This is a genomic window from Mesorhizobium sp. INR15 (genome assembly GCF_015500075.1).
In the GTDB taxonomy this organism is placed as follows: domain Bacteria; phylum Pseudomonadota; class Alphaproteobacteria; order Rhizobiales; family Rhizobiaceae; genus Mesorhizobium.
The window spans coordinates 3,014,319-3,029,195 of record NZ_CP045496.1; the positions used below are offsets into that span (position 1 = coordinate 3,014,319).

The window sequence follows — 14,877 nt, forward strand, 5'->3', positions numbered from 1 at the left end:
ATGACCACGCTGTTCGGTACCCCTGAGCTTGCAATCGGGATGATGGAAAGCGCCAGTCGCGTGCGGCTGTACGACGGGCCCCTCGACTTGAGCTGGCGTCATTGTGCGACGACCGCGGACTTCATCGCCGATCTTTTCGCGTTGCGTTTCCAATCTTCCCGTAATGACTACAGGGAAGCGCGGCACAGCATCGGATATCTGGTCAACGAACTCATCGAAAATGCCGTCAAGTTTCGGGCGCCAGGTGAGATCGTGATAGAGGCATCGATGGATTCAGGATGCTTCAAGATCAAGGTTTCGAATGATGTCGATGGTGAAACCGCGTCCGGGTTCCAAAATCTCCTGGCGACCATCACGGTTGGCGACCCCAGCGACCTGTTGATAGAGCGCATTGAAGCGAATGCCGCGAACCCCGACGTGGGAGGCTCGGGGCTGGGATTGCTGACGTTGATGAGCGACTATGGCGCACGCCTGGCTTGGATATTCAGCCCCGCCGACCAAAGCGACCGGATCTGCGTGGAGACATATGCCTCCATTCCGATCTCGCAAACTCACAACTAGGAGCCTGTCCGAGTAGTCGCTGTTCAATTGGGCACGAGTCTGATTCTAATTGCGACCATGAGCAAGCATTTTCGCGCGTGGAAGATTGATCAGCCGCAGTTGTTGCCGCCGAGCGTGCAGGATTTTGTGCCGAGGGACCACCTGTCACGGTTCATCGTGGATCTGGTGCGGGAGAGCCTCGATTTGAGCGAGATTACCAGCAGCTATAGGAGTGCGCTTGGCCAGCCGCCGTTCGATCCGCGGCTGATGGTGGCGCTGCTGCTCAACGGCTATGCGAGCGGCCTCTATTCCTCCCGGCGCATCGCCAAGGCGTGCGTTGAGCGCGCCGACTTCATGATGATCGCGGCGCTGGATGCGCCGGATTTCCGTACCATTTCCGAGTTCCGCAAGCGGCACCTCAAACAGCTGGCCGGGCTGTTCGTGCAGGTGTTGAAGCTGGCCGAGAAGGCCGGGCTGGTGCGGCTCGGGCATGTCGCGCTCGACGGCACCAAGATCAAGGCGAACGCGTCCAAACACAAGGCGATGAGCTATCAGCACATGAAGAAGCGCCAAGCCGAGTTGCAGGCGGAGGTCGATCGCTGGCTGGCCGCCGCTGAGGCGGCGGATGCCGAAGAGGACAAGCTGCACGGCAACAAACGAGGTGACGAACTGCCCGGCTGGGTCGCCGACAAACAGAGGCGGATCGCCAGGATCGCCCAGGCCAAGGCTGAACTGGAGGCCGAGGCGAAGGCCGCGGCCGACGAGGAGCGCCGCATCGAGGCCGAGAAGCAGAAGAGCCGCGAGGCCGAGGGCCGCAAGAAGACCGGCAAGCCCGCGGCTGCGCCATCCGACGAGCCCGCCGCGAAGGCCCAGCGCAACTTCACCGATCCTGAAAGCCGCATTCTCAAAACCAAGGATGGTTTCATCCAGGGCTATAACGCGCAGGCGGCCGTCGACGGCAAAGCGCAGATCATCGTTGCACACGGGTTGACGCCGAGCACGAGCGACTATGGCCAGTTGGTGCCGCTGGTCGATGGCATCCAAGCCAATCTCGGCCGCAAACCGGAGCAAGCGTCCGCTGACAGCGGCTATCTGAGCGAAGTCAACCTCGCCAGCCTCGACCAACGCGGGATCGATGGCTACATCGCCACCGGACGCGCCAAACACCCCACCGCCGACAACGGCAAGGGCGGCGGACCGTTGACACAGGCAATGAGAAAAAAGATCGCCGACGGCGGCTTCGAGACCCCCTACCGACTGCGAAAGCAGATCGTGGAGGCGGTGTTCGGGCAGATCAAGCAGGCACGCGGCTTCCGCCAGTTCCTGTTGCGGGGACTGGCAAACGTGCGTGCCGAATGGGCGATTATCTGCACCGCCCACAACCTCGTGAAGCTGGGAAGCCTCCTCAGGGCCTCCTGACCAGGCTATCGTCACCCGAGAGCCTGTCGCAATCAGACTATCTAATGAAATGAACCCGACCGGAACGCTAACTGGACGGGCTCCTAGATGGAACGAAGCCCGGCTATGGAAATCAAGACCGACGAATACCGCGTGTGGGTTGAAGGAAGCGATATTTTCTTCGATGGTGCCATGCGGCTTGCCAGTTCCGAAGCCGGTGCGCCCATCACGGCCCTGGCGACCAATGTTCTTGCCTCAAATCCCGCTTCCATCACGCTCGACCTGAAGAACCTTCAGTTCCTCAATTCTTCCGGCATCAACCTGCTGGCGAAGTTTACCATCGAGGTGCGCAAGCATCCCGATGTTCGGCTCGTCGTGCGCGGAACGCCCGACATACCCTGGCAATCGAAATCATTGCCGAACCTGAAGAAACTGCATCCCGCTCTGGTGCTTTTGATGGACTGATCAGGCGATCGAAATTGGCCTGGGGACTGCCGCGACGCAGCCTGGTGGCCGGCGTGCACGCGGCGCTGTGAGATCTTCGGAGGGGCGGGGCCGCCCTAGCCGGTTGGCACCAAAACCTTGACTGCGCCGGCGCGGCGGTCTCTTGTTCCGGCAGAATCCGCCGACGAGAGAGGTGCCATCATGGAAAAAATCATCCTGGACTGCGACCCTGGGCATGATGACGCCATCGCCATTCTGCTGGCGGCGGGTAATCCGAACATCGATCTCCTCGGCATCACGACGGTTTCGGGCAATCACAACGTCGAGAACACCACACGCAATGCGCTTTCCGTGTGCACCGCCTATGGCATCAAGGTGCCGGTGGCGAAGGGCTCTCCAGGTCCGCTCATCATCGACCAGGTGCTGGCCGTCGAGATCCATGGCGAGACCGGGCTCGACGGCCCCGTGTTGCCGCCCGCGTCGTTCGATCTCGACAAGCGGCATGCCGTCGACTTCATCATCGACACCGTCATGGCGCATGAGCCGAAGACCGTCACGCTGGTGCCGGTCGGTCCCTACACCAACATCGCGCTAGCCGCCCGCAAGGATCCGCGCATCATCGGGCGGGTGAAGCGGGTTGTCGCGATGGGCGGAGCCTACACGCGCGGCAACATCACGCCCGCGGCGGAGTTCAACGTCTATGGCGACCCGGAAGCCGCCGATGTGGTGTTCCGCGCCGATTGGGACGTCACCATGGTCGGGCTCGACCTGACGCACCAGGCGCTGGCCACTCCGGACCTGCAGGACAGGGTGCGCGCGGTCGGCGGCCCGATGGCCAAGTTCATCCTCGACATCTGGGAGTTCATCGCGACCACGCATGGCGGCCTCCTGCAGATCGAGTATCCCGCAATCCATGACGCCTGCTGTGTCGCGGCGATGATCGACCCGACCGTCTTCACCACCGAGAAGGCCGATATCCGCGTCGAGCTTGCCGGCCGCTGGACCAAGGGCATGACAGTCTGCAATTTCGAGAAGATGGGCGGCATGCATCATTTCGGCGGCACGGCGGGCGAGCAGGTCGATTTCCGCCACACCGTGGCGATGAAGCTCGACCATCCGAAATTCTGTGACCTGATCGTCGATGCGCTTGAGCGGCTAAACCGCCAGAAGGTGTGATTGAGGTTGCTCCGGCCAATGGCCGCGATCCACGAGGGAGGTGATGAAATGAACGAAGACACCATCAATCCAAGACCGCTGGCGGAGATTGCCAGCTATCACGCCCATATCTACTACGATGGGCAAACCGAGCGGCAGCATGCCGAATGGCTGCGGGATCGCATCGGCGAACGCTTCCGTGTGCGACTGGGCAATTGGCACGATCAAAAGGTCGGGCCGCATGACCAGGCGATGTACCAGGTCTCGTTCGCGAACGAGGTTTTCGCTTCCCTCGTTCCGTGGCTGATGCTGAACCACCGGGGCCTCAGCATCCTCGTCCACCCCAATACGACGAACCCCCGGCGCGATCATCTGATCGATCCGATCTGGATAGGCCGGCCCGAAAACGTGAACGGCGAGGTCCTGCCCGACGATCATGAGGCGGAAGAGGCGCTGCCTCCCAACACCGATCCGTCCATGCCGGCATAGAAGGTCCTGACGCTAGCCTCCGGCGCAGATGCTTGAGGAACCCGGCGACCGGCAAGCTTGGCACGGCATGCCCAGCCAACATCACCGCGCCTTGTCGGCTGGGGCAGGCCGGATGGCATCAGTGCACCATCTCCTGAAGCGCGCGGCGAAGCGGCATGTCGGAAATCTGGATCAGTCCCGAGAAAGGCACATCCATGCTGAGAACCAGGTAGAAGGCTCCGGCGATGAGCAAGGCGGACAGGACAAACGAGCCGATGACGATGACGTTCCTGGGTGCGCGATAGCCGAAGCTTCCGAAGATCAGCGTCATCCACGCGGTCAGCATGGCGAGAAGCGGCATCGGTATCGAGCCCTCCGACTGCTCCACGATGGCCCAGCGCTGCTCGACAAGGCGACGATACTGCTGCCTGGCATCGACGAGCAGGGCCTCGTGGTAGCGATCCGCAGGCGTGATCGCCGCAAGCGCGTCTCCAAGCGCGTCGAGGTCGCGGCCGGCGGTATCAGGCTTGTCCTTCGAAGGGTCGTCGGCACGGGCGGGATTGGCGATGCCCTCCCTGACGTAGACAACCAGGCGCGACCGCGCGTCAGTGGCCAGAAGACCGTAGGTGCGCAAGGTGCGGTCAAGCAGGATCAGGTTGGTGGCGAAGGAGTGGACGCTGTCATCGGTGCTCTCATAGGTGTTCTTGGCCGAATTGATCATCAGGCCGAATACAAGCGAGGTCATCACGACGAAGAGGTTCGCCAAGAGCCGGACGATCGTGTTCGTATCGTCACTGCGATGATGCGTCGGCAGCATCGAGGAAATGAAGATCGCGCCAAGCGACGCAAACACCAGGCAGACAAAAACGATGGCCGCGACTGCAATCTCACTCATCGGATCGTGTTCTCCCCGTTCGCGGCATCGTATCCCAGCCGGGGGTGACAGTTAATCCTCGGTGCAGCCGTCTTGAGCCGCTGGCGCATGTGTATTGGCGCGCGGTCAACGCCGTCATGCGTTCCAGGGGCCATGACTACGACCGGAATGCCTCGAAGATCAGCGCCCGCAGCCAGCGATGCACGGGGTCGGCGTCCATGCGCGGATGCCATGTCTGCGTGATGGTGAAGCCGGGGATCGCCACCGGCAGCTCGAACATCTGGGTCTCGCCTGCCGCCACCAGCGCGTAGGCGCGCGGCACCAGCCCGACAAGATCGGATGAGGCGGCGACCGCGATGACCGAGGGATAGCTCGGCACCACCAGATTGACCTCTCGCGACAGGCCGAGCCTGGCCAGCGCTTCGTCAACCGGCTCGACGATGCCGCCTCGCCGCGAGGAGACCACATGTCCTGCCGCCGCGTAGCGCTCGGCCGTTATCTTGCGCTTCAGAAGCGGGTGTCCGGCCCTCGCCACGCCGACAAAGCGATCCTCGAACAGCGCCTGGCCGCGCAGTTCGGCGCCATCGCCCGGAAGCACGCCGATGTCGAGGTCGATCATGGCGTCGCGCAGCAGCTCGATGCGCTTGTCGGGCCTCGGCGCGAAGCGCAGCCGGATCCCGGGCGCGGCACTGCTGACGGCGATGCTGAGGCGTGCGGCGTGAAGCAGCACGAAGGCTTCATTGGCGCGGATGGTGAAGTCACGTCTGACGTCGCGGACATCGATCTCCGGGGAAGGGCGCAGCACGGCCTGCACGGCTGATGTCAGCGATCGCACCTCCTCGGCAATCGCTTCGGCATGCGGCGTCGCGACCATGCCGCGTCCCGCCGAAACAAGAATGGGATCGCCCAATGCCAGCCGCAATCGCGACAGGGTGCGGCTCATCGCCGATGTGCTGAGGCCAAGCCGCTTGCCGGCACCCGATACGCTGCGCTCGCGCAACAAGGCATCGAGCGCCACCAGGAGGTTCAGGTCGAGATCGTGCATGCGCGATGTTAACGAGGTGAGGCGTCAGGCGCAATGGTCAGTTTCCTGCGTTGCGTCTGGTGCAATCTTCAGGCGAGCGGTATCGATGCGGCAACAAGCAACCAAGTGAGGCTCCCATGTCCATAGCCGCAACGATAAGTCCCGCCCATGACGGCCTGCCGGCGCCCCGTCGCCACCTGGCGGTCGGGGTGCTGCTGATGGCGCTCGTGCTCGTCGTGCTGGACGGCGCCATCGCCAATGTCGCGCTGCCATCCATCGCGGCTTCGCTCAATGCTGATCCCAGCAGTACGGTATGGGTGGTCTCGAGCTATCAGCTTGCCGTGCTTGTCGCGCTTTTGCCTTGCGGCGCATTGGGCGAGATTTACGGCGCGCGGCGTGTCTTTCTGCTCGGCGTCGCGCTGTTCACGCTGTCGTCGGCGGCCTGCGCCTTCGCCGGCAGCCTGCCTGTTCTGGTGGCCGCCCGGTTCGTCCAGGGGCTGGGCGCCGGCGCGATCATGGCTACCGGGCCGATGAACCTGCGCGTTTCGGTGCCGCAGCGGCTACTTGGAACCATTATCGGCTTCAACGCCATGACCATCGCGATTTCCGCCGCCGCCGGCCCCGGCGTTGCCGGCGCCATCCTGTCGGTCGCCAGCTGGCCGTGGCTGTTCGCCGTCAACATTCCGCTCGGGATTATCGTTTTGCTGGCTGGCGGCCTGCTCGGCCAGATGGACGGGGTGAAGCGGCAGCTCAACATCGCGGCCCTGGGCGCCAACACTGCGATGTTCATCCTGTTCTTCTCCGGGGCCGAGCGGATCGCCAGCGCGCCGGTCAGTGGCTCGATCATGATCGGCGGCTCCGTCCTGTGTCTCGCCGCGCTGCTGTTCGTCGAACGCAAGAGCGCCGCACCCTTAGTGCCGACGGATCTTTTGGCCGAGCCTGCCTTCCGGGTCGCGGTCATCGCCTCGGTCGCCTGCTTCACCGGCCAGATGCTGAGCTACGTGGCGCTGCCCTTCTACCTGCAGCACACGTTGCAGATGTCGCCGGTGCAGGCGGGGCTCTACATGATGCCATGGCCGATCGCGACGATCATCATCGCGCCGATCTCGGGGCGGCTGGCCGACCGTTTCAAGACGGCGTGGCTGTGCGCTGCCGGCGGTGGTCTGCTGGCGATCGGCCTCTTGATCGCCGGCCTGACCCCGCCCGACCCAAGGGCAATCGCCTTCCTCATAGGCACGGTCATCGCCGGCACCGGTTTTGGGCTGTTCCAGACACCCAACAACCGCATCCTGCTGCTCTCCGCACCCAAGGCACGCAGCGGCGCGGCAGGCGCCATGCAAGGCACGGCACGGCTGATGGGACAAACGCTGGGCGCCATATCAATGTCGCTTATCTTCGCAACCGTGCCGCTGGCCAACGCCCCCAATCTCGCGCTGATCCTGGCCGGCTCTTGCGCTGCGGTCTCGGCTTTCGTCAGCCTCAGCCGGGCGCGGTATGAGGCGGCGGGGAAGGGCTGATGGGATGGTGATCCGTTCTCGTTCTTCAACCTTGAATCGACGCCGTTGACGCCAGTGCTTGACATATGCCGATATGGGTATATGTATGCTCCCATGGCACGAGCGGCAACGACGTCGGACATCTTCAACGCGATCGCCGAGCCGCGGCGACGGGAGATCCTGGTGTTGCTGCGGGCGGGTGAGCGGCCAGTGACTGAATTGGCCCAGGATCTGGGCATGACCCAGCCGGGGGCGTCCAAGCACCTGCGGGTGCTGCGGGAGGTCGGGCTGGTGCGGGACCGCAAGGCAGGCAAGCAGCGCCTGTACGGCCTTGACGCCCGAAAATTGCGACTGGTCCACGAGTGGAGCGGCGGGTTCGAACGGTTCTGGAACGAGAGCTTCGACCGGCTGGACGCCTATGTGCAGGAATTGAAGCAGGAAAGACAGGAGGAGTGAGCGATGGTGGCGACAGGACCGGACACGCTGGCACAATCAGCGACCGCGGACCGGGAGATCGTGATTTCCCGTGTCATCAATGCTCCACGGGAGCTGGTGTTCGAGGCGTTCACGGAAGTCCGGCACCTGTCGCGATGGTGGGGACCGGAGGGGTTCACCACCACCACGCGGTCGTTCGAGTTCCATGCCGGCGGAGTATGGGACTTCGTCATGCACGGACCGGACGGGACGGACTACCAGGAGTGGATCTCCTGGACCAGGATCGCGCCGCCTGAGCGGATCGAGCTGCTGCATGGTGAGTCCCGCGATGACCCGAATGCCTTCGAGTCGGTCCTGACATTCGCGCCCGTCGGCGCGGCGACCCGGATCGAGATGCACACGGTGTTCCCCACCAAGGCGCTGCGCGACCAGGCGGTCGAGAAGTACCACGCGATCGAGGGCGGCCAGCAGACCTTGAGCAACCTGGCGGCCTACGTCGCCGAAATCATCCAGAATGGAGTTCAGGACTGATGGCCGGAAAAGTGTTTTTCAGTGTGACGATGTCACTGGACGGGTTCATCGCGCCCGAGGGGCGCATGGGCGAACCGGGCTGGACCGCGCAATGGATGGAACTGCAGCAGTGGGTATTCCCGCAGCGGTTCTTCCGGGAGAACCTGAAGCTTAGCGAGGGCGGCGAGGAAGGGCGCGAGAATGACATCGTGCGCGAAACGTTCGAGCGCACTGGCGCCAGCGTGATGGGCAAGCGCCTGTTCGAGCTCGGCGAACAGGCGTGGCCGGAGGAAGCGCCATTCCACACGCCGGTCTTCGTCGTGACGCACGAGAAGCGTGCTCCCTGGAAGCGGGCGGGTGGGACCACATTCCACTTCGTGAATGACGGCATCGAGATCGCGCTCGGCCAAGCCCGCGAGGCCGCCGGCGATCGAGATGTTCGCATCGCGGGCGGCGGCGCAATGATCCTGGAATATGTGAATGCCGGCCTGATCGACGAGTTTTCGATCGCGCTCGCGCCCGTGCTGTTCGGCTCCGGAATCCGCCTGTTCGAGGGCGTGCACGCGGGCCGCGTGGCCCTGGATGTGGTCCGCTCGGAGCCGACGCAGCGTGTGACTCACCTGACCTACGCGGTCCGGAAGCGGTAGCAACGCCGCCCCGAGGGGCTGAGGGCATTCGGACCTGCGCGCCGAGCACCCGATAGGGCTTGATCGTCAACGCCGGGCTATTTGCTCGGCGTCAGGGGCAAGTTCGGTGTCAATTGATGTTCGCCGCGCCAGATCCGGTCGACCACGTCGAAGGCCAGCAAGACATTTGGATCGGATCGGCGCGCGAGCAGGCAGGCAAGACTCAGACTTGTCTCCAGCTTGACCTTTTCGGCGATAACCAGGCCGTTCGCCTGGCGTTCGTTGAGCGCGATGGATTCCCGGCAAAGGCTTAGTCCAAGCCCGGTACGAACCATCGCCAGCATCGAGGATTCCTGATCCACGAGTGCGACGACATTTTGCTTGAGGCCACCCAATTGCCTTGCGAGCAGCCGATTGTGGACCGACGCCGGCGGCGTGCCGATCCACGGAAGCTCGGCGAGCTCCTTCCAGTCCCGCCCTGCCACCATGCTGGCGAAGGCAGGCGGCGCCACGACGCGATAGGTCAGGCGCGACAATTGCCTGAAAAAGAATTGGGCGTCGGATCCGGAATCGAGGGAATTGGTGCTGGTGCCGAAATCATCGAGGTCGCCGAGAAAAAAGCCGACATCCAGTTCATTGCGCTTCAATCTGACGGCAACTTCGCCGCTCATGCCTTGTCGAAGCTCCGTGTCCATACCTGGACCACTTTCGGCAAGGGCCTGGAGAAACGCGCCCAAGCGGGTGAATTCAGGGTCGATGATCGTGCCGATCCTGAGTTTGCCGCGCAGCTGCGCATTGAGATGTCTGGCGGTTTGCCTGAACTCGGCAGCCAGCGCCAGCACCTGCTGGCCCTTGGCGGCGAGCAGCGCGCCGTCACGGGTCACTTCAAGCCCGCTCGCCGTCCGCTGGAACAATGTCACGCCGAGGTCCAGCGAAAGGCGCTTGAGCTGAAGGCTGATGGCGGGCTGGGTGAGATGCAGCAACTCGGCCGCCCGCGTGACGTTGCCTTCCTGCGCCACGGCGACGAAAGCTCTCAGCACCCTCAGATCGAGGTGATCCGCCATATAAATTTTCCTTATAATGCTTTCTCGCATTTATCATTGGATTCAGCGCAGGAATAGCCGTTATGTCGGCCTCGGAGGATTTCCATGTTTGTAGGGGCTGATCGGAATTATAATGAATGGCGGGGTTTTGGCCTCGTCGGTCGCGCCCGTCCGCTCATTGCTGGCAGCGGGAGACGCAAGCCATGAAAGCACGGAACATCCGTCCGGATACCGATATTTTCGACTATATCATCGTCGGCGCCGGCTCGGCCGGCTGCCTGCTTGCCAACCGCCTGAGCAAAAATCCCGCCAGACGGGTTCTGTTGATCGAGGCTGGCCGCAAGGACAATTACCCGTGGATCCACATACCCGTGGGTTACCTCTACTGCATAGGCAACCCGCGTACCGACTGGCTTTACAAAACCGAGGCCGAGGCGGGCCTCAATGGCCGTTCGCTGCGCTATCCCCGAGGCAAGACGCTCGGCGGCTGCTCGTCGATCAATGGGATGATCTATATGCGCGGCCAGTCGCGCGACTACGATCATTGGGCGGCGGTCACGGGCGATGGCGAATGGTCATGGGAAAACGCGCTGCCGGACTTCAAGGCGCATGAGGATCACCATCGCCTCGACAACGGCGCCGATCCAGTCACCGGCGACAACAGCCGGTTCTCGGACATGCATGGCCATGGCGGCGAATGGCGTATCGAAAAGCAGCGCCTCAAATGGGACATCCTGGAATCATTCACCGATGCCGCTGTTCAGGCGGGCATTCCGCGCTCTCCGGACTTCAGCAGCAGCGACAACGAAGGCGTTGGCTATTTCGAGGTCAATCAGAAGTCCGGCTGGCGCTGGAACACCTCGAAAGCCTTCCTGCGGCCGATCCGCCATCGCCGCAATCTGGTAGTCTGGACCGAAGCCGAGGTTGACAAGCTCCACATCGAAACCGCGCCGGATGGGCGCAAGCGGTGCACCGGGCTGTCTCTTCACAGACGTAACCAACCGGTGTCGGTCGAGGCCCGCAGCGAGGTCATCCTGGCGGCAGGAGCCATAGGTTCGCCGCAGCTGTTGCAGCTCTCGGGCATCGGCCCGGCGGCGCTTCTGAAGCGTGCCGGCATCGATGTCGAACTCGATCTCCCCGGCGTTGGAGAAAATCTGCAGGACCACCTGCAAATCCGCACTGTCTTCAAGGTCACCAACGCCAAGACGCTCAACACGCTCGCCAACAGTCTTGTCGGCAAGGCCATGATCGGGCTGGAATATGCCTTGAAGCGCAGCGGCCCGATGAGCATGTCGCCATCACAGCTCGGCGCGTTCACCCGCTCTGATCCTGGCCAGACGCATCCCAATCTCGAATATCACGTTCAGCCGCTCAGCCTCGATGCTTTCGGCGAACCGCTGCATTCTGTCCCGGCCTTTACCGCCAGCGTGTGCAACCTCAATCCGACCAGCCGCGGCAATGTGCGGGTTCGTTCCGGACGGCGCGGCGAGGTGCCTGCCATAGCGCCCAACTATCTGAGCACCGAGGAGGACCGCAAGATCGCCGCCGACAGCATCCGGCAGGTCAGGTCGGTCGTCGCCCAGCCGGCCCTTGCCAGATACAATCCCGTCGAATGGAAGCCCGGCATCGAATTCCAGAGTGACGAGGATCTGGCCAAACTCGCGGGCGACATCGCAAACACGATTTTCCATCCCGTGGGAACCGCCAGGATGGGCGGAAAAGACGACGTGATGGCTGTCCTCGACAGCCGGCTGCGCGTGCGCGGCATCGATGGTCTGCGTGTCGCCGACGCCAGTGTGATGCCGACGATCACCAGCGGCAACACCAGTGCTCCAACCATGATGATCGCCGAAAAGGCGGCGCGCTGGATCATCGCCGACGCGCGGCAAGGCGGACACTGAAGAAAGCGCGGGGAGGATCACCCACATGACATCGATCTCGCGCTCAGTGTTGCCGCTGTCGGGCATCAGGGTCCTCGACTTCGGCCAGTATATCGCCGGCCCCGCGGTGGCGATGATCCTTGGCGATCTCGGCGCGACCGTCGTGCATGTCGATCCACCCTCGGGCCCGCTCTGGGACAATCCCGCCAATGCGGTCCTCAACCGCAACAAAATGATCGTCACCATCGATCTGAAAACCGCCTTGGGCCTGGAACAGGCCAGGGCGCTTGTCGCGGAGGCGGACATCGTCATCGAGAATTTCAGGCCCGGTGTCCTGGCCCGGCTCGGCATGGACTTCGCGGCGCTGCGAAAAGCCCGCCCGGAACTGGTCACGCTGTCGATCCCCGGTTTTGCCTCGAACGATCAGCTGCGCCGCGACTGGCGGGCCTTCGAGACTGTCATCGCCGCCTCGTCCGGCGTCTTCACCGACATGGGTTTGAACCGGGTGCTCATGGGGATCAATCCATCCTTCTCGCCGCTGCCGCTGGCCTCCGCCTATGGCACCATGCTTGCGGCTTCCGCCGCCGTTCTGGCTCTTCAAAGCCGCCAGCGCACCGGCCACGGAGACCATATCGAGGTGCCGCTCGCCTGCGCGGTGATGGAGGGCCTGTCCTACAATTCCATAGAGATCGAAGACTATCCGCTTCGCTACCAGACGCAGCGCGAGCGTGAAATCGAGCGGCGCCGTCGCGAAGGCCTGCCGATGGACATGTCCTACGGTGATTTGCAGGAGTTCCTCGATCCTTTCTATCGCAGCTACATGTGCCGCGACGGCCGCATGTTTTATGTCGTCTGCCCTAGCCACAAGAACCACGCCAAACGCTGCCTGCGGACCCTCGGCCTTTACGATGAACTCGTGGGTGAGGGACTACGCGAGGAAGACGACACCTATCTTCCCGTCTCCGAATGGTCGTCGGACGTGTCGCTTGGCGTCTATCCGCTGCCGAAATTCTGGGCGGACAAGATCGCCGCGCGGATGAAGGCGGTTTTCTTGACACGCCCGGCAGCGGAATGGGAACGGATCTTCGGTGAAGGACTGTTTCCGGGAGCGCCGCAGCGCTGGCTGCGGGAATGGATCGCCGACGATCATGCCAAGGCCGCCGGCTTGATGATCGAGGTCGAGGATCCCGTGCTGGGCCGTATGATCCAGCCGGGGCCGATGGTGTGGCTGCAGGAAAGTGGCGAGGCCATGTTGAGCCCAACGCCGCGCTGTTGGGGAACCGTCGACGAGGCACTGGCGAGGCTGGCGGACGTGACAGGTCCGCTTTTGCCTGCTCCGGCCACGGATGCATCCGCCGGCTGGCTGGACGGAATCAGGGTTCTCGATCTCTGCAACGTCATTGCCGGCCCGCACTCGGCCGCTTACCTGGCGCGATTCGGCGCGGAGGTGATCAAGGTCGATCCGGCAAAGCCGTTCTACGATTGCTGGAATACCGTGATTTTCGGCATGTCCCATATGCGCGGCAAGAAATCCGCGCTGCTGGACATTGGCAGCGCCGACGGGCGCGAGGCATTCGAGAGACTGGTGAAGTCGGTTGACGTCGTTGTCTGGAATGCCACCGACCGCCAGGTCGATGTCATGGGGCTCGATCTCGAGAGCATAAAGGCTCTCAATCCTCAGGCAATCTTCTGCCAACTCGATTGCTTCAGCGGCGTCCGCGCCGGGCCTCGCACGAACTATCTCGGCTATGACGATCTGGTCCAGGCGGCGACCGGCATCATGCTGCGGTTTGGCGGATCGATGCGGACGCCGGAAGAACACGCCCATGTCGGCACCATCGATGTCATGTGCGGCTTTGGCGCGGCTCTCGGCGTGGCCACCGCGCTTTACCAGAAATCGACGACCGGCATTGTCGGGAGGCCACGCACGTCGCTGTCGGCGCTGACCGGCCTGGCGCAGATTCCGTTCTGCTACGACTATGCGGGCCGTCAACCGTTTGACGAGCCGGCGGGCCGCGAGACAAAAGGCTTCGATGCGTTGTCCAGACTTTACGAAACGGCAGCCGGCGGTTCGATCCTGCTCTGTGCTGGCGAAGCCGACCTGCCACGGTTCGAGAGGGTCAGCGGCCTGAGCGGACTGGCTTCGATACCAAAGCCTGACCGGAAAACCCATCTGACCAGGGCGTTCATGACGGAATCAGCGGAGACCTGGCAGCAGCGCCTGGTCGACGCCGACATCGGTGCTTCGCTCTGCGACAACATCGAGACGATCCGAAGCCGCGGTGCGAGAATGGCGGATGGGAAGCCCGGTATCGAATGTGGCAGCTATTCTTTCTCGATCTTCCCGGACCATCCAAGCGGCCACGTGGTGACCCAGTTGGATCCTTTCGCTGTCCGGCCCAGCCGGGGAAAGGTCCGCGCTCTCGCCCCGGCCGAGAAATACGGCGCGTCGACCCGCGCCGTCCTCGCCTCAGTCGGCTATGATGACGCTGAAATCGACAGGATGCTGGACTCGGGTGCCGCCAGTGCTTCCTGGAGTGCCGCCTATTTGCCAGATTAGGCTTCGCTAACAGCGATCAAACGCAGCCTGAAAGTCATAACCGGCGAACGGCTGAAGGTGGTGCAATCTCCGCCATCAGCTTCGTCGGTCCCAACTCAAGTTGGCAAACCGCTCGGACCAGTCGAGCAAAGGGGGGACCGGCTGCGCGGGGTTCTACTGCTCCGAGAAACTCACGCTGACGCCGCGCTTGCGAAAATAGGCCTGCATGAATTTGCGGCCCTGGCGGTTGTTCTGCGCAAGCTTGGTCGGGTCGAACACCGCCTCCTTCATGCCCTCTCGCGCCAGCGCCGCCTTCAACGCCGCGATATGAGCGTCGATGTCGGCATTGTCCGCCTGAAGCGAGGCATAGATGCTTTCGGTCGCCGCGGCCACGGTCAGTTCGCTCACAGGTGTCGTCCTTTTGTTGATTGGGCGGCGGCTTAGC

15 protein-coding genes are annotated in these 14,877 nt (G+C 63.0%); 11 read left to right on the forward strand and 4 right to left on the reverse strand.

What is annotated here, in order from left to right:
- The 5 genes from GA829_RS14615 to GA829_RS14635 all read left to right on the forward strand — a co-directional run bounded on the left by GA829_RS14615 (position 1) and on the right by GA829_RS14635 (position 4,026).
- Positions 1-561 (forward strand): slr1658 superfamily regulator, encoded by a 561-nt coding sequence (locus GA829_RS14615; RefSeq protein WP_195179166.1) that lies wholly within the window; start codon positions 1-3, stop codon positions 559-561.
- A 57-nt stretch (positions 562-618) separates the two neighbouring features.
- Complete coding sequence (locus tag GA829_RS14620) at positions 619-1,959, forward strand: IS1182 family transposase (protein ID WP_195174571.1); 1,341 nt, start codon at positions 619-621, stop codon at positions 1,957-1,959.
- A gap of 105 nt (positions 1,960-2,064) precedes the next feature.
- Complete coding sequence (locus tag GA829_RS14625; protein ID WP_195179167.1) at positions 2,065-2,403, forward strand: slr1659 superfamily regulator; 339 nt, start codon at positions 2,065-2,067, stop codon at positions 2,401-2,403.
- 180 nt (positions 2,404-2,583) lie between these two features.
- Positions 2,584-3,558 carry a nucleoside hydrolase gene (locus GA829_RS14630; protein WP_195179168.1) on the forward strand — a complete coding sequence of 325 codons (975 nt, stop codon included), beginning with the start codon at positions 2,584-2,586 and terminating at the stop codon, positions 3,556-3,558.
- A gap of 18 nt (positions 3,559-3,576) precedes the next feature.
- Positions 3,577-4,026: a DOPA 4,5-dioxygenase family protein gene (locus tag GA829_RS14635; RefSeq protein ID WP_374940404.1), complete on the forward strand. Its 450-nt coding sequence runs from the start codon at positions 3,577-3,579 to the stop codon at positions 4,024-4,026.
- Between the two features lie 118 nt (positions 4,027-4,144).
- Here GA829_RS14635 and GA829_RS14640 read toward each other — a convergent pair whose 3' ends face one another.
- Together GA829_RS14640 and GA829_RS14645 are read right to left on the reverse strand one after the other, a co-directional pair.
- On the reverse strand, positions 4,145-4,900 hold the full coding sequence (locus GA829_RS14640; RefSeq protein ID WP_195179169.1) for a bestrophin-like domain: 756 nt from the start codon (positions 4,898-4,900) through the stop codon (positions 4,145-4,147).
- Positions 4,901-5,036: 136 nt separating this feature from the next.
- Positions 5,037-5,924: a LysR family transcriptional regulator gene (locus tag GA829_RS14645; protein ID WP_195179170.1), complete on the reverse strand. Its 888-nt coding sequence runs from the start codon at positions 5,922-5,924 to the stop codon at positions 5,037-5,039.
- Between the two features lie 188 nt (positions 5,925-6,112).
- Between GA829_RS14645 and GA829_RS14650 the strand changes: the two genes are divergently transcribed.
- The 4 genes from GA829_RS14650 (at position 6,113) to GA829_RS14665 (ending at position 8,991) form a co-directional block, all read left to right on the forward strand.
- Entirely contained in the window at positions 6,113-7,420 is a 1,308-nt protein-coding gene (locus GA829_RS14650) for an MFS transporter (protein WP_258052339.1), read from the forward strand.
- A 93-nt stretch (positions 7,421-7,513) separates the two neighbouring features.
- Positions 7,514-7,855, forward strand: a complete 342-nt coding sequence (locus GA829_RS14655; protein ID WP_195179172.1) for an ArsR/SmtB family transcription factor — start codon at positions 7,514-7,516, stop codon at positions 7,853-7,855.
- 3 nt (positions 7,856-7,858) lie between these two features.
- A complete protein-coding gene (locus GA829_RS14660) occupies positions 7,859-8,365 on the forward strand; it encodes an SRPBCC family protein (RefSeq protein WP_195179173.1) in 507 nt (168 codons plus the stop codon).
- Positions 8,365-8,991 carry a dihydrofolate reductase family protein gene (locus GA829_RS14665; protein WP_195179174.1) on the forward strand — a complete coding sequence of 209 codons (627 nt, stop codon included), beginning with the start codon at positions 8,365-8,367 and terminating at the stop codon, positions 8,989-8,991. The genes GA829_RS14660 and GA829_RS14665 overlap by 1 nt, the downstream gene beginning before the upstream one ends.
- Positions 8,992-9,068: 77 nt before the next feature.
- On the opposite strand, the gene GA829_RS14670 is transcribed toward GA829_RS14665, so the two are convergent.
- Positions 9,069-10,034: a LysR family transcriptional regulator gene (locus GA829_RS14670; protein WP_195179175.1), complete on the reverse strand. Its 966-nt coding sequence runs from the start codon at positions 10,032-10,034 to the stop codon at positions 9,069-9,071.
- A 182-nt stretch (positions 10,035-10,216) separates the two neighbouring features.
- On the opposite strand from GA829_RS14670, the gene GA829_RS14675 reads away from it, so the two are divergent.
- The gene (locus tag GA829_RS14675) at positions 10,217-11,914 is read left to right on the forward strand and encodes a GMC family oxidoreductase (protein WP_195179176.1); all 1,698 of its coding nucleotides are present in this window, start codon (positions 10,217-10,219) and stop codon (positions 11,912-11,914) included.
- A 25-nt stretch (positions 11,915-11,939) separates the two neighbouring features.
- Positions 11,940-14,453 carry a CoA transferase gene (locus GA829_RS14680; RefSeq protein WP_195179177.1) on the forward strand — a complete coding sequence of 838 codons (2,514 nt, stop codon included), beginning with the start codon at positions 11,940-11,942 and terminating at the stop codon, positions 14,451-14,453.
- Between the two features lie 153 nt (positions 14,454-14,606).
- Here the strand turns inward: GA829_RS14680 and GA829_RS14685 are convergent, their stop codons facing one another.
- Positions 14,607-14,840 (reverse strand): hypothetical protein, encoded by a 234-nt coding sequence (locus GA829_RS14685; RefSeq protein ID WP_195179178.1) that lies wholly within the window; start codon positions 14,838-14,840, stop codon positions 14,607-14,609.
- Positions 14,841-14,877: the final 37 nt, after the last annotated feature.